Genomic DNA, 18,071 nt, shown 5'->3' on the forward strand with positions numbered 1-18,071 from the left:
TTTGTAAAACTTACTTAATTTTAAGTTTCATTTATTTCATTACTTAGTTCTTTAATTTTGATAAGAGCTTTATTTAAAGTATTTTCTCCAGCTATTGTGATAGTGTAATATTTTCTAATTTTTCCATCATGAATCTGTTTTTTACTTTTTATTAGTCCAGTTTTTTCCATTTTGTGGAATATGGGATATAAAGTGCCAGCACTAATATCATATCCATGATGTTTTAATTCTTCTATCATCCAAGATCCATAAATTTTATCTTTTTTAGCATGGTGTAATATGTGTATTTCAATAAAAGCTAAAAATATTTTCCTAATTGGGTCTTGCATTATCATATCTCCAATGTTACCATAATTGTTGTTATATCGAAAACCGATATTGGATTTTTATATTAACTGTTTTATTGAAATATGTCAAATAAAAAGAGAAGGGAACAATGGACACTTTAGAATTAAGAAATGTAAACCTTTCGTTTTATAATAAACAAATATTGAAAAACTTTTCACTTAAAATTGGATCAAAAGATAAGATATTAGTAGTTGGTAATTCTGGTAAGGGTAAATCTACCCTTTTAAAAATACTTTTGGGTTTTGAAGTTTTTAATAGTGGCCAATACCTTATAGATGAGAAGATTATAGATGAATCGAATTTTTCAGAGGTTAGAAAAAATTTTGCTTATGTAGATCAAGATGTATCTCTTAGGAAAATGATTGTAAAACATTATTTACAAGAAATATCTAAATTTAATTCTAATAATTTAAAAGGAACTTTAGATTTTGACCTTTGTAAATATTTTGATTTTGATTTAGCACTATTAGAAAAAGATATGCAAAAATTATCAGGTGGGGAGAGACAACGCTTGGCGATAATCATTGCTATAATGCTAAAAAGACCAATGTTTTTATTAGATGAAATAACATCGGCTTTAGATGTTGATTTAAAAAGTAAAGTAGTAACGTATTTTAGTGAATGTGATGAAGGTGTGATTTCAATTAGTCATGATTCTACTTGGCAAGAGAGTGATAAATTTATGAAGGTAATTATATGAGCGATGAAATTAGTTATTTAGGCATTTTTTATTTAATTTTATTAATTATTCCAACTTTATATATTAATTATCTCTTAAGTATACGGATGAACAAGAAAATTCTTATTTCAGTTTTTAGAATGATTGTTCAATTAAGTCTAGTTGGAGTTTATCTTCAATATATTTTTGATTTGAATAACCAAATATTAAATGTTGCCTATATTCTAATAATGATGTTAGTTGCATCAATCTCCATTACTAATTCTACACAACTTAAGAAGAAGAAATTGTATTTGCCAATTTTTTTATCAATGGCTATCCCAAATTTATTTATGGTTTTGTTTTTTAATAGGATGGTAATTAATTTAGATAATATCTTTGATGCTAGATATATAATCACGATTGGAGGAATGCTTTTAGGAAATGTCCTTAGTGGAGATATTGTTGGTTTGAATTCTTTCTTTAAAGATATTGAAGAAAATAAAAATGTAATAAACTATGATTTAGCTTTAGGTGCTACATTAGTTCAATCTATTAAACCTTATGTTAAAAATGCCCTAACAGCTTCTATTAAGCCAACTGTGTCTTCTATGGCAACCATTGGGTTAGTTTCTCTCCCTGGTATGATGACGGGTCAGATCCTTGGTGGAAGTGTTCCTTTAGAAGCAATTATGTATCAAATAGCAATTATGATAGCAATTTATGTAACTAGATATATCAATATTTTGAGCTCAATCTATATTAGTCACAAATATATTTTTAATAATAGAGGACAAATGTGTTGTTAAATTATATAAATTTGATTTGAAATGTATATACTCAAATAGATAAAAAAATACTTATTATAATGTAAAAATTAAGTAAAATATGCATATAAATTGAGAATATGCATATTTAATTTTATGAAAAGTATTATATACAAAATTCTTGACATATGTATAATTTGATTCTTTTAAATCTCTTTTTTTACGTATTTAAAGAGTTTTTTAAGTATTTTATTGAAAATAAGTTGAATGTTTATGCAGTTTATTGTATATATAATTTAATAATAATTATTAAAAATTATTAAAACCGCTTAGGAGGAAAACTAAGATTAATCTTAGTATAAAGAACAATGAAAAAAAGTTTATTAACTGTTTTAGCAATTCTAGCAATTGCACCTACTTTCATTTTTGCTCAAGGTGACAAAGAAGAAGCTTATAATGTTGGATTTATTGGTCCAATGACTGGAGATAATGCTAACTATGGTATCTTAACTAATAATAGTGCTGTATTAGCAGTAAACCAATTTAACGAAGCTGGTGGAATAAATGGAACTCCTGTAACTTTAATTACAGAAGATTCAGAAGGTTCAATTGAAAAAGCATCTGCCGGTATTGAAAAGTTATCTAGTACAGATAAAATTTTAGCTTTAGTTGGTCCAGTATTTACAGGTCCTACTTTCTCAGTAGCTGCAAGATGTCAAAATGAAGGTATACCTCTAATTACCCCTTCAGCAACACATGCTGATATTACTAATACAGGTGATATGGTATTTAGAACTGTTGTATCAGATGGTTTACAAGGTGAAGTAGCTGGTCATTATTTCTATGAAGTATTAGGTCACAGAAGAATAGCTGTATTATATGCAAAGAACGATTATTCTCAAGGTCTATATGAAAGTATGAGTGCAACATTTGAATCTTTGGGTGGGGAAGTTGTTGCTGCTGAAACTTGTTTAGTTGGTGATAAAGACTTTAAGACTCAATTAACTAAAATTAAAGCTACACAACCTGATGCTATTTATATTCCAAACTACACAGTTGAAATGGCACAAATTCTTGAACAAGCTGCACAATTAAACGTTGAGGCTCCTTTTGTATCATGTGATGGATTCTCAAATCCTGAAATTTATAACCTAGCTGGTAAATTTACCGATGGTGTTGTTTATGTAGGTCCAGCAAAGGTTGAAGCAAGTGAAGCATTTAATGATTTTGTTAAAGATTACTCTGATGCTTATGGAATTGAACCAGATTCATTTGCTATTAATGCTTATGATGGTACAAATATTATCCTTAATGCTATTAAAGCTGCTGCTGCTGATGGTAAAGTTACTAGACAAGAAGTTAGAGATCAAATTGCAGCAACTAAAGACTATGAAGGTGTTGGTGGTGTAATCAACTTCGCTGATAATGGTGACTTAATTGCATATCAAGGTGTTTACAAAGTTAATGGCACTACTCCTGAATACTTAGGTGCTTTTACAGTTGTAAATGGTAAATTAGAAAAAGTAGAATAGATATTACTACTTATAAAACCCTTAGCCGGCTTTATAAGCCGGCTTTGAGTTTAAAAAATTAAGAAAAATAATAAAGATAATATAAAGGAGACCCAGAGTGGGATCACTTTCAGAATTTTTCCAACATTTTGTTAATGGGCTAACCTTAGGAGGCGTTTACGCCTTAATAGCCTTAGGTTATACCATGGTATATGGGATACTTAAGTTTATCAACTTTGCCCATGGTGATGTTCTTATGGTTGGTGCTTATATAGGATTATTTGCATTTGATGCTTTAAGAGGCGATGCGCCTTTAGGTACTTGGACTTTTATAGCATTTTTTCTAGCAATGATAATTTCAATGGTAATTACAGCTGCATTAGGAGTTGTAATAGAAAGAGTTGCTTATAAACCTTTAAGAAAAGCATCAAGATTAGCCCCTCTATTGTCAGCTATTGGTGTGTCTTTTGTACTCTCTAATAGTGCTGCATGGGCATGGGGTACTCAAAGTAGAAAATTAAATTACCCTTTTGATAATACTCCATTTGAAATCGCTGGTGTTGTTATAACTCCACACCAGGTTTTAGTATTGGTAGTATCTTTGCTTATGATGGTAGCTTTGAAGTTTTTCGTCGATAAATCAAGGATGGGAAAAGCTATGAGAGCTACGAGTTTAGACCAAGACACTGCTAAACTTATGGGTATTAATGTTAACGTTGTAATTAGTTTAACATTCGCTATTGGTTCAGCTTTAGCTGCTGCTGGTGGTATGTTAATTGCTTTAGATTTTAAAGCATATCCTTCAATGGGAATGATGTTAGGCCTTAAGGCTTTTGTCGCTGCTGTTGTAGGTGGTATTGGTAATATTGGTGGAGCAATGCTTGGCGGTATAACACTTGGTTTATTAGAAACATTCGGTGTTGCTGTATTTGGTATTCCACAAGCAATGAAAGATACAATTTCTTTCGCTGTTTTAATCATAGTTTTACTTGTTAGACCTCAAGGTTTACTTGGTAAAGTAGTAAGGGAGAAAGTATAATGGTTAATTTTTTCTTACTTATTATTATATATAGTGCTATATACGCTTTAATGGCGATCGGTCAAAATTTAATAACTGGCTATACCGGAATGTTAAGTCTTTGCCAAGCAGGGTTTTTTGCAATTGGTTCTTATGCTACTGCAATTTTAACAACAACTGCTGGTTGGTCTTTTTGGGCAACTCTTCCAGTTTCAGCTATTTTAGCAGCATTGTTTGGTGTGTTAATTGGCTTGCCTACCTTAAGATTAAAAGGCGACTATTTAGCTATAGCAACCTTAGGTTTTGGTGAAATTGTTAGAAACGTTTTGAATAACTGGGACAGCTTAACCGGTGGCCCTATGGGAATTCAAAGAATTCCAATGGCAACATTTTTTTCATTTACAGTTAGTCCTTATAAAAAATGGGGATTTTTAGTATTAGTTGTTGTAATGGTTATTATTGCATATTACCTCTTTGAAAGATTAGGACGATCTAGAATGGGTAGAGCACTTCAAGCTATTAGAGATGATGAGATAGCAGCTGCATCGATGGGTATAAATGTTACAAAATATAAAGTATGGGCATTTGCTATTGGAGCTTCAGTTGCTGGTATAGCAGGATCCTTCCAATCAGTATTTGCTTTATCTGTTACTCCTAACTCATATACATTTATGGTATCAATTATGGTATTATGTATAGTTGTTCTAGGTGGTATGGGTAACTTTGCTGCAGTTATTTTAGGAGCCTTCATTATTCAATTAATTAGTTATTTCCCACAATTAACGGGATTGTCTAGTATTATTCCTCCTCAGTTTAAACAAATCTTATTTGGTTTGATTTTGGTAGTTATGATGATATGGCGTCCACAAGGCATAATTGGTAGTAGAAGTTATAGAGTTGGTCAGAAAAAGAATAAACCAAAAGCAAAGGGGGCTAAATAATGAAATTATTGCAAACTGAAAAGCTAACCCGTGCTTATGGAGGTGTTTTAGCTGTCAATGAAGTAGATTTTTCTGCTCAAGAAGGTTTAATTACAGGTTTGATTGGCCCAAATGGTGCTGGTAAAACAACACTGTTTAACAACATGACTGGCTTGGATGTTCCAACTGCTGGAAAAGTTTTTTTTAATTCAAAAGACATAACAGGGCTTCCAAGTCATAAAATTGCTAGACTAGGAATTGCTAGAACATTTCAAAATATTAGACTTTTTAAAGATATGTCTGTAATCGAAAATGTAATGATTGGAAGACACTTTATGACTGGAGAAAGTCCTCATAAAGGAAGATTTGCTAATATGTTAAAATCTTATTTCTTTATGGAAAATGAAGAAGAGATTATGTTGGAGAATGCTCATAAATGGTTGAACTTCTTCGATATGAGTGATTTTGCAAATGAAGATGCAAAAAACTTACCATATGGGCGTCAACGTGAGTTAGAAATAGCTAGGGCTTTAGCTTCAAATCCGAAAATTTTATTCCTTGATGAACCTGCAGCTGGTATGAACCCTCAAGAAACATCTCATCTTATGGATACAATTAGAAAGATTCGTGATACTGGAGTTACTGTTGTTTTAATTGAACACGATATGAAATTAGTTATGAGTATCTGTGATAATATTACAGTTTTAAACTATGGACAAAAAATAGCTCAAGGTACTCCACATGAGATTAAAAACAATCCATTAGTTATTGAAGCTTATTTAGGTAAGGAGGAATAAGATGGCTCTATTAAGTATTGATGATATTAGTGTTTCTTATGGTTCAATCAAAGCCTTAAAACAAGTTTCAATGCATGTAAATGAAGGTGATATTGTAAGTTTGATTGGAGCAAATGGAGCAGGTAAAAGTACTCTATTAAAAGCTATAGTTGGACTTGAACCTTTAGTTAGTGGTTCTATTAGTTATGAAGGTAATATTATAGCTTCAGAGTCTTCATCTCATAGCTTACCTACAGAAAAAATTGCTAAACAAGGTATAGCTTTAGTTCCAGAAGGCAGAAGAGTTTTTGCTGATATGAGTGTTGAAGAAAACCTAGATATGGGTGCCTTCATGGTTAGAGATGATGAAATAATTAGAAAGAAAAAAGAAGAAATGTATGATTTCTTCCCTATTCTTGGTGCAAGAAGAAAACAAAAGACAAGATCTCTCTCCGGTGGTGAACAACAGATGATGGCAATTGCTAGAGCATTAATGAGTTCTCCTAGATTGCTTCTCCTAGATGAACCTGGGTTAGGTTTAGCTCCTTTAATCATTCAAGATATTTTTGATAAAATTGCATATATCAACAAAAGTGAGAAGGTTACAGTTTTCTTAGTTGAACAAAATGCTAAAATGGCGCTTAAAGCTTCTACAGAAGGTTATGTTATGGAGAATGGAAGAATAGTCCTTTCTGGTTCTTCTACAGATCTATTGAACAATGATAGTGTTCAGAGTGCTTATTTAGGTATGTAAAGTACACTTTAGTAAATAAAAAAAGATCGTTCATTAAGTTGAGCGATTTTTTTATGTCTAAAAAAAGGACTAAACTGAAAATAATCAGTTTAGTCCTAGAGTATCAATTAAAAAAATTACGCTATGTTATTAATAATTTTTTAGAGAGCCTTATTATTTTCTTATTAAATGAAGAGCAAAACCAGAAACCTCTTCATTAAAGTAACATACTTTTAATTGATTGCTGTCGTTGTAAATAAAAGAACTTTCTTTAGGAGTGAATCCTTTGTCCTTCAAGTATTCAATAGCACGTTCAATATCGTTACATCTAAATCCGATATGGCCTTTTTTACCACTGAATAGAGTAGGAACAACTTCTATTTTATCAGATACGAAAGAACTTGAATTTCCTCTTTTTAAATCAAAACCAAATGCACAAAGAGCTTCAATAGTTTTTTCAGAATCCTTATCATCTTCAATTCCAACATGTGCGAATTCAAATCCTTGTAATTCTAACATTGCTGCTTTACACATTTCAGTAATAGTTGTCCAATCTTCTTTTTCGATCAAGTCTGCTTTTACCATCCATGATCCACCAGCTGCAAGAACATTTTTTGCTCTAGCATATGATTGAAGATTAGAGAGATTGATTCCACCAGTTGGCATAAACATTAAATTAGGGAAAGGTCCACCAAAGTTTTTCAACATATTAATTCCACCTGAAGCTTCAGCTGGGAAGAATTTTAATACATCAAAGCCTCTAGCTAAGCCTTTTTCAATATCACTAGGAGTACAAACGCCAGGAATAATTGGTACATCATTTTCAATACACCAATCAACTGTAGCTTCATTAAATCCCGGAGAAACGATGAACTTAGCCCCAGCACTAACTGCTTTTTTTGCAAGCTCTACACTAGTTACAGTACCAGCACCTACAAACATTTGAGGGAATTTTGCTGTAATGTTTTTGATACTTTGTTCTGCGGCTTCTGTTCTAAAAGTAACTTCTGCACAATTTATTCCACCATCAAGTAAAGCTTTAGCAAGGCCTACAGCTTTATTTGCATCATCTAATTTTACAACTGGAACAATACCAATATTATGAAGTTTTCTTTTTAATTCTTCGGTCATTATTATCTCCTTATTTTAAAAATGGAACAATGTTCCAAAAATCTTGACAATTTAAATAATAACCCTTAATATTAAGTTTATCAAGTGTAAAGTTTAATAAAATTAAACATTTTGGGAGGAAGTTATGGGCAATAAATTTGTAACCTTTGGTGAAATCATGTTGAGATTAAGAAGTGAAGAACATGAGAGACTATTTCAGACTAAGAGATTAGAAGCAACTTTCGGTGGTGGAGAAGCTAATGTAGCTGTTTCCTTATCAATTCTAGGCAAAGATGCTAAATTTGTAACAGCTTTACCTAATAATGCTGTAGGAGAAGCTGCAAGCAGAGAATTAAAAAAATATGATGTAGATACATCCGACATCGTATTAACAGAAGATGGAAGAGTTGGTATTTATTTCTTAGAAACTGGAGCGAACCAAAGACCTTCCTCAGTAGTATATGATAGAGCTAATAGCTCAATTGCACTAGCAAAACCTAGTGATTTCAATTTCAAAGAAATCTTTAAAGATGCAGCTTGGTTTCATATCACAGGTATTACTCCTGCATTAAGTCAAAATGCTGCAGATTGTGCATTAGAAGCAATGAAATGTGCAAAAGAAAATGGTCTTACAGTGTCTATAGATTTAAACTTTAGAAAGAAATTATGGAAATATGGTAAAACAGCACCAGAAGTTATGAGAGGCCTTGTTCCTTATGCTGATGTTATAATTGCAAATGAAGAAGACATTCAAAAATGTCTTGGTATTGAAGCAGACAGTGATGTTACATCTGGAAAACTAGATAAAAATGTTTACCGTTCATTAGCAGAAAAAGTTAAAGCTCAATTCCCAAATGTTGAAAAAGTTGCAATAACTTTGAGAGAAAGTAAGAGTGCTGATAGAAATGGTTGGTCTGCAGCATTGTTAGGTTCAACAGGCTTCTATCTTTCTAAGCAATATGAAATTACAGATATTATTGATAGAGTTGGAGGAGGAGATTCCTTCTCAGCAGGCATTATTTATGGTTTAAGTGAGTACAGTGATGATGAAGAATATGCATTAAATTTTGCAGTAGCAGCTTCTTGCTTAAAACATTCAATTAATGGCGATTTTAATTTAAGTAGAAAAAGTGAAGTTGAAGCTTTATGCAAAGGTGATGGATCTGGTAGAGTTCAACGTTAAGTCATTTTGTTATTTGTTTTCTCCATACCATTTTTTATTGTTAGTATAAAATGGTATGGAGTTTTTTATTTTTCATATCCTAACAGTGCAGAAATTTTATCACAAGTAGAAACTATTTTTTCAATTACTTCATTTTTCTTTTCATCCCTAAATCTAAAAATTGGCCAAGAAACACTTAGTGCCGCTACAACTTGTTTGCTATAATCTCTAATACTTGCACCAATACATATAATTCCATCTTCATGTTCCTGATTATCTTCAGCCCAACCTTGTTCTTTTATCTGAACTAGTTGGTTTGATAGTTGTTCCTTAGTTAATGTTTGCTTAGTGAAAGGAATAAATTCAGTACTATTAATATAATTTTTAATATCAGTTTCATTCAAATCACTTAAAAGATTTTTACCAATGGCAGTACAATATAGAGGGATTCTTTTTCCTACCCTTGAATACATTCTTATAGTGTATGAAGACTCTCTTTTTAGGACATACACTGCATGATCTTCATCAAGTATACCCATGTGAACAGTTTCTTTAAAATGATTACAAAGCTCATCTGCAAAAGGTGCAGCAATATCAATTAAACGGATATGTGATAAACTATTTGATCCAATGCTAAACATTTTAAGTGTCAAACCATATAAGTCATTTTGATCTTTATAAACATATCCTAATGAAATTAAAGAATTCAAAAATCTTAGTAAGGTTGGCTTAGGCAATTTTGTTTTCTTAGCTAATTGTTCAAGGTTGATTTTGTTAATATTAGATAGTGTTTCTAAAATTAAGATAGTCCTATTTACAGCACTTAATTGATTCTTATTTTCCATTTTTCTCTCTCAATTTATGTTTTATTTTATTATATATCATTTTAACAATCATGTACAAAGCCTTACTGAAAATATTAATTTTTATAATATGTTAATTATATTCCAACTATTATGTATAACCTGTCTTTGACAGCAAAAAAAGAAAAAATTTCATATAATTCTTTACTCTAAAAGAACTTATAAGAGGTATTCATTTACAAAAAGTTGTAGTTTTTTTGAGGCTTCATCACTAAGTGTGGGTAAATTTTATAATTGAGAATTGAAAAAGAAAGGAATAAAGAATACAGATATTAGTTTTTTTAAGGAATTTATTGAAAAAGTCATCAGTTATCGTCTATTGTAAATTTACAACAACACACAAAGGACGATAACCAATGACAATCAAGAGCTTATTAAAAGAACTAATCGGTGTCAATAATGTAAAAGTTAAAAGTTGGGAATTAATTACTAATTCTAAAAATATTAAAGAGCTTTATATTCATGTAGAACCATATAAAAGAGAGCAAAACAGATGCCCAATATGTGGAAAAAAATTACCTGGATACGACAAAAAAGAAGCTCCTCGAAAATGGAGATCTCTTGATGTTGGAAACATTCCTGTATATGTCCTAGCTAATACTAATAGAGTAACTTGTTCAGAACATGGTGTTATAACTGCAGCAGTTCCTTGGGCTAGGCATAACTCTAGATTTACTAAAGATTTTGAAAATCAAGTAGCCTGGTTAGCTTTTAATTTAAGCAAGAAAACATTATCAGAGTTTATGGGTGTTTCTTGGAATACTGTTGGTGATATTATTAATAGAGTATTAATAGATGTAGCTCCTAAATATGAAGATAGGTTTAACAATTTAGTTAATATTGGAATTGATGAAACTAGCTATAAAAAAGGACATAATTATATTACAACAGTTGTAAATAACGATGATAGTACAGTTATATGGGCAGAGGAAGGACATAATCAAAAAACTTTATCTAAATTCTTTGAATATTTAAGTCCAAAACAGAGAGCCTCTATTAAGACTGTTAGTGGTGATGGAGCTAGATGGATAAAGGCTTGTCTAGATAAATATATTCCTAATGCAGAGCGTTGTATTGATCCTTTTCATGCAATTGGATGGGCACAAGTTGCTTTAGATGATGTAAGAAAAGCTGCCTCCCAAAGAGCAAAAGTAATACTTGAACAGAAAGAAGGGGAAATGAAGAAACGAGGTAGAGGACGACCTAAGAAAGGAGATGAGAAACCAATAGATGAATCAAAGATTATAAAAAATTCTAAATTTGCCTTACGCAAGAACCCTGAAAACTTAACAAAAAATCAGAGAGAAAAATTGGAAATGATAAAGCTTAATGATAATCAATTATATAGAGCATATAGGCTAAAAGAAGAGCTTAGATTTATATTCAAGCTTGATGATATGGATGAAGTTAAAGAACATTTAGATTCATGGTTATCTTGGGCTAGAAGATGTAGAATACAAAGTTTTGTAGCTTTAGGAAGGAAAATAAAACGACACTATGATGCTATTATGGCAACTAGAACATACAAAATTAGTAATGCAAAAACTGAGGCTTTAAATAACAAAATAAAACTCTGTATTAGAAGAGCTTACGGATTTAGAAACATAAATAATTTACTTAATTCTGTACTTTTGGTTTGTAGCAACATAAAAATCCCTTTAGCGAACAGATAAATTATGTTAACAAAGGGACTTAAAGAGAAAATTAATTAGGCTCTAACCCACATATAGGTTAGAAGACCCGTTTTTTTTTGTAATTTTTGGATTTTTTTAACAATTTTTTTACTTTTTTTCTTAATATCTTTGTTTAGCACCGTTTTTTACATATTTGCCAAATAATTCCTTTACGTGTAAATAATTATAAATTTATTCTAAAACATTTTTTTGTAGTACTTTCAGTTTTACTTTTTTGTTTTAGCTATTATTTTCTTTATCTCTCCGATTGTTAAATATTTCCTATTAAATGTTGTTCCTAGAGTTTCATCTATTCTTTCTAATACTTTATTATAATAATCAAATATATAGAAATTATTTTCTAATTTAGATCCATTCGCTTTTCTTAAACTTTCTATGATTTCTTCTGTCGTGAATTCTTCACCTACATTTTTTTCTAATATTCTAACAATAGTTAGAGCAATAAAGCATATTAAGAAATGACAATCAATTCTTGGTTCTTTATAGTGATAAACTGGTCTAACTTCAAGATTGCTTTTTGTTATCCTAAAGGTTTCTTCTATCTCCCAAAGGCCTCTATACATTTTTATAATATCATAGCCTGATACTTTTTTATTTAATTTAAATAAACCTTCTTTTGTGAATTTGCTTTTACCTTTAAATGGCTTTTCATCCTCTTCTAGTCCAACTACATTTGTAAATATTACATAATATCCATCTAAAGCTTCTTCTTTCTTTAATTTTTCTTCATCAAATAATAGTTCTACATTTTTAGGTGGAACAAGTTCACCATCATCTTTGATATAACATTCTTTAATATATTTGTAGCTTCCAAAAGACTTATTTAGTTTTTGATTGTTTCTTACAAGAGTCTTTGCTTTTTCTAAAGCTGACTGTCTATCTTTTTTTGCTTTCCTAGCATATTTTTCACTATAAAAAAAGATTTGTCTTTCTTTTATTCTTATTTTAGTTGTTGTTTCATGTCTTATATCAGGAACATTAATTTCTCTATCAGTTAGAATGTCTTTTAGCTTTAATATTTGAGTTTCTCCATTATCTCTAAGAATCGAGTTTTTACTTTCATATCGTTGAGCAACAGGTATCTCAACATATTTATAGTCTTTTTGGTCCAATACAAACTTTTGGAAATCACTAGAAGCTCCTCTAATAGAAGCACTAATTACATATCCATTTCTTTGGGCTCTAATTCTACTAATGTTTTCACCACTCATCATACCTTTATCACCAACAATGATGATATTTCTGAGATCAAGGTTTAATCTAGTCTCTCCCATCATAGGTATTAAAGTTTTACAGTCATTAGTATTTCCTGGGAATAATTGGTAATTTAGAGGTATGCCTTGGTCATCCATAAATAATCCCATTTGGACTATTGGATTAGGTCTATGTTCTTTTGAGACACCTTTTCGTCTAAATTCATCATTATCATTTACTTCAAAGTAATAATTTGTTACATCATAGAATAATAATGTTGTATCTCTATTATATTTTTCAATAATTTTCTTATTTAAATGAACAAATAAATCATCTTTCCAAGATACTAAATTATCCATAAATCTATATATATGTTGAGATGAAAAATCCATTTTTTCAAAGAATTTACCCTTATTATTGTAAGCTGATAATTTAGATCCTGGGAAAAGGATTCTTGAATAGACTAAAAGCTTAAGTATTGCATTAGCGTTGTATTGAGAGTTATTACTTCTATTTCGATTATTAATAAATTTATCTAATTCTAATTGATGATAAATAACAGATAGTGCTGCAGCTCCTAAGCTTTTCCTATTAGTAGCAATATCTTCCTTATCTAAGGTTTCAAGTTCTTCAAATACAGAGATTTCTATCGATGTTTTTTTCTTCTTTTCTTTTAGTTGTTGAGACTTTAATCTATATTCTTCTTTAAAATGAGCAATTGGATCATCATATAAGTGAGCATAATCTTCAGCATAACCTAATTTTTTAATTATTCTTTGCTTAACCTTACCATTTTCTCTATAAGATTCTCTAACAATCATTATATGTTTACCAGTCTTTTTCTCAGGAAGAATACTTACATACATAAAAAAGCCTCTCAAATATTAATTTATTACACTTTACATTGTACTATATGCTTTAAAACTTGTCAACGTTCACGACGTTCACAATAAAATGTAAGTAAAAAAGTATAAAAAAATAGAAGCTCTTTCGTTAACTTCCCATTTTACGTTACTTATATTGTTTGTTACTTGTAAATTATTAATTTCCTAACTGTCAAACTCCGGATTACAAAGCTCATCTGCAAAAGGTGCAGCAATATCAATTAAACGGATATGTGATAAACTATTTGATCCAATGCTAAACATTTTAAGTGTCAAACCATATAAGTCATTTTGATCTTTATAAACATATCCTAATGAAATTAAAGAATTCAAAAATCTTAGTAAGGTTGGCTTAGGCAATTTTGTTTTCTTAGCTAATTGTTCAAGGTTGATTTTGTTAATATTAGATAGTGTTTCTAAAATTAAGATAGTCCTATTTACAGCACTTAATTGATTCTTATTTTCCATTTTTCTCTCTCAATTTATGTTTTATTTTATTATATATCATTTTAACAATCATGTACAAAGCCTTACTGAAAATATTAATTTTTATAATATGTTAATTATATTCCAACTATTATGTATAACTTGCTATAGCAAAAAATAAAAAAATTAAAAAAAAACTTGACACGAGTAAATACCAATGTTAGCATTTACCTAACAAAAAAGGAGAGAATTAGGTTTGGCTTCAAGAAAAGACGTTGCAAAATTAGCTGGTGTTTCCCCCGCAACTGTTTCTTATTATGTAAATAAGAATGGTTATGTTAGTGAAAAAACTGGGGAGAAAATACAAAAGGCTATTGATGAATTACAATATGTGCCAAACCAAATTGCAAGAAGTTTAAAAATCAAAGATACAAAACAATTGTTATTTTTGTGTAATGATATAAGAAACCCTTTTTATTCACAATTAGTTTATAGAGCAACTAAATCAGCTGCTAAATTGGGCTATACTATTTTATTCTCCTCTGTTGTTAATGATGAAAAATATATAAATAAAATATTAAGTTATCAGGTAAGTGGTGTTTTTGCATCAAATAATAAAATGGATGTAAAACAAATAAATAAAATAGCAAAAGCTAAGGTTCCTGTTGTTCTTTTAAGAGACTTAGATTGGAATGATTTAGATGAAAGAGTTTCTTTGATTAAAGTGGATTTTTCGACAATTATGAAAGAAATTGTAACGCATTTGACAGAAAATGGGTGTTCTTCAATTCATTATATTTCTAGTTCTACTCTTAATAATTTAGATGCAAAGGCTACTGCTTTTATAAATGCAATGAAGACCAGATCTTTTTCAATTATAGAAAAAATATCTGCAACAAAAGAAGCTCACGATACAATATATAATACTTATAAAAGGAAAGAAGATTTTCCGTCAGCATTTGTTTGTACAAATGATGCTGTAGCCTTAGGTTGTATTAGAGCTGTAATTGACAGAGGTTTAAAGGTTCCAGAAGAAGTGAAAGTTGTAGGATTTGATAATACTAATATTTCGCAATATTCTAATCCTCAGATTACTACTGTAGATATAGACAGTGATGCTATAGGTGATTTTGCAGTTAATATGCTTTTAGATAAAATTAATGGGGAAAAGAGAGATCACAAAAAAATAACACCAAAGTTAATTGTACGCAGGTCGTCAGATAAATAAAAATTTTTTTATATTAATATTTACTCGTGTAAATATTTAAAATGGAGGTAGTATGAAAAAAAGTCCAATGAGATTAATTGTAACTTTTTTGGTTGTTTGTTTAATGAGTTTTTCATTATTCGCACAGGGACAAAGTGAAAAAGAAGATGCGGTTGGAAAAAATGGTAGACCTTTAATTAGAGTTGGGGCTATGGCATATTATTTGAGTGTTCCACTTCAAGTAATTCAAGATGAAAATTTAGGTGAAAAGTATAATTTTGATTTAGAGATTATTGATTTCCCTTCAGGTGGTCCAATGGCTGAAGCTCTAGGTGCTGGAGAATGGGATATCGGACCTATTGGGGCTGGAGGTATGGTTGCAATACCTCGATATAATGCAATGTTAATTGCAGATATCGAAACAACTATGGATGGTGCTTGGATTTTAGCAAGACCAGACAGTGACATTGTAAAAGCTGGAAATACTTTAGTAGACTATCCCGATGTAATTGGAGATAAAAGTACAATTGAAGGCAAAACTATGTTAGGAACAGTAGGTAATATTTCTCATTACATGGGTTTAGATTATTTATCTAAGTTTGGTTTAGGAATGGAAGATGTTAATTTCATTCATATGGAAACTTCTCAAATCTATACAGCTTTTGTAGCTGGAAATGGTGATTTAGCTTGTTTAGGCTCCCCTTCTGCAGCAATGAAATTAGTTGATCAAGGTTATGTTAGAGTTGGTGGTTTAGCACAACAAGATAAATCACAACAAGATGCTATGCTTGTGAGCGAAGATTTTTATAATAATCATTACGAAACAACAGTCAATTTCATGAAAGCTTGGTATGAGGCTTGTGATAAGTTAAATGCAGATGAAGACTATGAATTTGAAATGGTAAAAAAATTCTATACAAACAGTGGTAGAACTGATTTTGATGATGCTGGAGTTCGACAAGAATGTGATTTTAATGAATATACCGATTCTTCAACTGCTTTAAAAGGAGATGTTGGAAAATGGATGAAAGGCTTAATTCAATTTTATGTAGATAATGGAAGCATGGACAAGAGCGTTATTGAAGCTATGAATACCAATATCAAAAAAGATGTTGTTAGAGATGCTTTAGCAAAATAAAGAACATGACCTAGGGGGGGAAGACCCTCTAGGTTTTATATAAAAGTTAGTTGATTATTTAATATTCAATAGTAAAAAGTAGGAGTGAAAATGAAAAATCGATTATCTGACAATAAATACAAAATGATAGCGTTTATTAATATAGTTGTAGTTATTACTGTTTGGTATTTATTATCAGAAGTATTTCAAGTATTTCGAAATGGAATGCTTCCAGGTCCTAATGTAATCTTAGAAACATTTATTTCAAAATTGACTTCAAAATCTCCTGATGGTAATACTTTATTAGTTCATATTGTTTCATCTTTAACTGTTGTAATTACTGGTTATATTGTTGGAGTAGTTATAGGGTTACCAACTGGAATATTTATGGCATGGTATAGACCAATAGATTATTTAGTTAGACCCGTTTTTGATTTTTTAAGATGTATACCTGGTTTAGCTTGGATACCTGTTATTACAGTTTGGCTTGGAATAGATTTAAAAGCAAAGGCTGCAATTATTTTTGTAAATGTGTTTGTTGGTACTGTTGTAAATGTTTATTCAGGAATAAAACAAACAGATGAGGTTAAAATCTGGGTTGCCCAAATATTTGGAGCAAGTCACTTTGAAATTTTAAAACGGGTAGCATTACCCTCTGCATTACCTTATATATTTACTGGTTTAAAAGTTTCTTTAGGAATGGCTTGGCTTGGTATCATAGCAGCTGAATTATTAGCAGCACAATCGGGGCTTGGATATATGATTCAAGTTGCTAGGAATTTTGGTCGTGCAGATTTAGTTATAGTTGGAATGTTAACTATTGGTTTAATTGGAGCATTTTTAACATATCTTCTTGAAAAAGTTGAACATATATTTGTAAAGGGAAGAAATTAATGGTTTTAAAAATAAGAAATGAAAGTCTTAGAAAATTCTTTTGGGGTTTTTTAAGCATATTTTTAGTTTTTGTTCTTTGGTATTTCGCATCTCAACTTGAACATATGAAGAACCTTTTACCAAATCCAATTGATGTTATTAAATTTATTGGAATATCAGTTTTCTCAAATGTAGGAAAAACTACACTATTTGGGCATTTATATTGGTCAATGACTAGAGTAATGACAGGGTATATTTTAGCTAGTATCGTAGGTATAATTTTAGGGTTCTTTTGCGGTTGGTCAAAATTAGGTTCTGCTTTAATTAAACCTATGTATTCTGTACTTCGTTCAATTCCTTCAATTGCTTGGATTCCTCTTGCTATTTTATGGTTTGGAATTGGCGAAAATAGTAAATATTTTATAATTTTTATTTCTACAATGTTAATTATTATGACTAATGTAATTGATGGTGTTAAAGATGTAGATCATTCATATCTTGATGTTGCAAGAATGCTAGGTACAAAAGAAAATCAATTATTTTTTCACATAGTATTACCTTGTGCCGTTCCCCAAATTTTTAATGGCTTACAAGTAGCCTTAGGTGCAGCCTGGGCAACGGTAATTGCAGCTGAAATGGTTAGAAGTAGTAAAGGCGTTGGTTGGCTTATTTTGATGGGACAGACATCTATGAATATGACTCAAGTTTTTGCAGGAATTATTGTTATTGGTCTTGTTGGATTGTTTTTAGCTTTGGTTATGAGATGGTTAGAATCTAAGTTATGTGCTTGGAATATTAGAGGGAAATAAA

At 30.4% G+C, this 18,071-nt stretch carries 18 protein-coding genes; 13 read left to right on the forward strand and 5 right to left on the reverse strand.

The window, feature by feature from the left end; all coding sequences use genetic code 11:
- Positions 1 to 20: 20 nt before the first annotated feature.
- The gene (locus ACZ5SO_RS14440; protein ID WP_464625551.1) at positions 21 to 329 is read right to left on the reverse strand and encodes a PadR family transcriptional regulator; all 309 of its coding nucleotides are present in this window, start codon (positions 327 to 329) and stop codon (positions 21 to 23) included.
- 107 nt (positions 330 to 436) lie between these two features.
- On the opposite strand from ACZ5SO_RS14440, the gene ACZ5SO_RS14445 reads away from it, so the two are divergent.
- From ACZ5SO_RS14445 to ACZ5SO_RS14475, 7 genes are all read left to right on the forward strand, one after another.
- Complete coding sequence (locus ACZ5SO_RS14445) at positions 437 to 1,048, forward strand: ABC transporter ATP-binding protein (RefSeq protein ID WP_464625552.1); 612 nt, start codon at positions 437 to 439, stop codon at positions 1,046 to 1,048.
- Positions 1,045 to 1,815 (forward strand): ABC transporter permease, encoded by a 771-nt coding sequence (locus ACZ5SO_RS14450; protein WP_464625554.1) that lies wholly within the window; start codon positions 1,045 to 1,047, stop codon positions 1,813 to 1,815. Before ACZ5SO_RS14445 ends, ACZ5SO_RS14450 begins: the two co-directional genes overlap by 4 nt.
- A gap of 326 nt (positions 1,816 to 2,141) precedes the next feature.
- Complete coding sequence (locus ACZ5SO_RS14455; RefSeq protein ID WP_464625556.1) at positions 2,142 to 3,305, forward strand: ABC transporter substrate-binding protein; 1,164 nt, start codon at positions 2,142 to 2,144, stop codon at positions 3,303 to 3,305.
- A 97-nt stretch (positions 3,306 to 3,402) separates the two neighbouring features.
- Positions 3,403 to 4,323: a branched-chain amino acid ABC transporter permease gene (locus tag ACZ5SO_RS14460; protein ID WP_464625557.1), complete on the forward strand. Its 921-nt coding sequence runs from the start codon at positions 3,403 to 3,405 to the stop codon at positions 4,321 to 4,323.
- A complete protein-coding gene (locus ACZ5SO_RS14465) occupies positions 4,323 to 5,243 on the forward strand; it encodes a branched-chain amino acid ABC transporter permease (RefSeq protein ID WP_464625558.1) in 921 nt (306 codons plus the stop codon). Before ACZ5SO_RS14460 ends, ACZ5SO_RS14465 begins: the two co-directional genes overlap by 1 nt.
- Entirely contained in the window at positions 5,243 to 6,019 is a 777-nt protein-coding gene (locus ACZ5SO_RS14470) for an ABC transporter ATP-binding protein (RefSeq protein ID WP_464625560.1), read from the forward strand. Before ACZ5SO_RS14465 ends, ACZ5SO_RS14470 begins: the two co-directional genes overlap by 1 nt.
- 1 nt (position 6,020) lies before the next feature.
- Positions 6,021 to 6,752: an ABC transporter ATP-binding protein gene (locus ACZ5SO_RS14475; protein WP_464625562.1), complete on the forward strand. Its 732-nt coding sequence runs from the start codon at positions 6,021 to 6,023 to the stop codon at positions 6,750 to 6,752.
- Positions 6,753 to 6,905: 153 nt separating this feature from the next.
- On the opposite strand, the gene eda is transcribed toward ACZ5SO_RS14475, so the two are convergent.
- Positions 6,906 to 7,862, reverse strand: a complete 957-nt coding sequence (gene eda / locus ACZ5SO_RS14480) for a bifunctional 4-hydroxy-2-oxoglutarate aldolase/2-dehydro-3-deoxy-phosphogluconate aldolase (RefSeq protein ID WP_464625563.1) — start codon at positions 7,860 to 7,862, stop codon at positions 6,906 to 6,908.
- A 124-nt stretch (positions 7,863 to 7,986) separates the two neighbouring features.
- Between eda and ACZ5SO_RS14485 the strand changes: the two genes are divergently transcribed.
- Positions 7,987 to 9,024, forward strand: coding sequence for a PfkB family carbohydrate kinase (locus ACZ5SO_RS14485; protein ID WP_464625565.1), 1,038 nt, complete (start codon positions 7,987 to 7,989; stop codon positions 9,022 to 9,024).
- Between the two features lie 65 nt (positions 9,025 to 9,089).
- On the opposite strand, the gene ACZ5SO_RS14490 is transcribed toward ACZ5SO_RS14485, so the two are convergent.
- A complete protein-coding gene (locus tag ACZ5SO_RS14490) occupies positions 9,090 to 9,848 on the reverse strand; it encodes an IclR family transcriptional regulator (protein WP_464625567.1) in 759 nt (252 codons plus the stop codon).
- A gap of 374 nt (positions 9,849 to 10,222) precedes the next feature.
- On the opposite strand from ACZ5SO_RS14490, the gene ACZ5SO_RS14495 reads away from it, so the two are divergent.
- Positions 10,223 to 11,539, forward strand: coding sequence for an ISL3 family transposase (locus tag ACZ5SO_RS14495; RefSeq protein ID WP_464624031.1), 1,317 nt, complete (start codon positions 10,223 to 10,225; stop codon positions 11,537 to 11,539).
- 227 nt (positions 11,540 to 11,766) lie between these two features.
- Here ACZ5SO_RS14495 and ACZ5SO_RS14500 read toward each other — a convergent pair whose 3' ends face one another.
- Positions 11,767 to 13,620, reverse strand: a complete 1,854-nt coding sequence (locus tag ACZ5SO_RS14500) for an IS1634 family transposase (protein WP_464625568.1) — start codon at positions 13,618 to 13,620, stop codon at positions 11,767 to 11,769.
- A gap of 183 nt (positions 13,621 to 13,803) precedes the next feature.
- Positions 13,804 to 14,106: a helix-turn-helix domain-containing protein gene (locus ACZ5SO_RS14505; RefSeq protein ID WP_464625569.1), complete on the reverse strand. Its 303-nt coding sequence runs from the start codon at positions 14,104 to 14,106 to the stop codon at positions 13,804 to 13,806.
- Positions 14,107 to 14,320: 214 nt separating this feature from the next.
- On the opposite strand from ACZ5SO_RS14505, the gene ACZ5SO_RS14510 reads away from it, so the two are divergent.
- The 4 genes from ACZ5SO_RS14510 (at position 14,321) to ACZ5SO_RS14525 (ending at position 18,070) form a co-directional block, all read left to right on the forward strand.
- Complete coding sequence (locus ACZ5SO_RS14510; protein WP_464625571.1) at positions 14,321 to 15,292, forward strand: LacI family DNA-binding transcriptional regulator; 972 nt, start codon at positions 14,321 to 14,323, stop codon at positions 15,290 to 15,292.
- A 52-nt stretch (positions 15,293 to 15,344) separates the two neighbouring features.
- Complete coding sequence (locus ACZ5SO_RS14515; protein ID WP_464625572.1) at positions 15,345 to 16,409, forward strand: ABC transporter substrate-binding protein; 1,065 nt, start codon at positions 15,345 to 15,347, stop codon at positions 16,407 to 16,409.
- 90 nt (positions 16,410 to 16,499) lie between these two features.
- A complete protein-coding gene (locus ACZ5SO_RS14520; RefSeq protein WP_464625573.1) occupies positions 16,500 to 17,282 on the forward strand; it encodes an ABC transporter permease in 783 nt (260 codons plus the stop codon).
- Complete coding sequence (locus ACZ5SO_RS14525; protein ID WP_464625574.1) at positions 17,282 to 18,070, forward strand: ABC transporter permease; 789 nt, start codon at positions 17,282 to 17,284, stop codon at positions 18,068 to 18,070. The genes ACZ5SO_RS14520 and ACZ5SO_RS14525 overlap by 1 nt, the downstream gene beginning before the upstream one ends.
- Position 18,071 lies beyond the last annotated feature (1 nt).

The sequence above is a fragment of the Pleomorphochaeta naphthae genome, assembly GCF_055396005.1.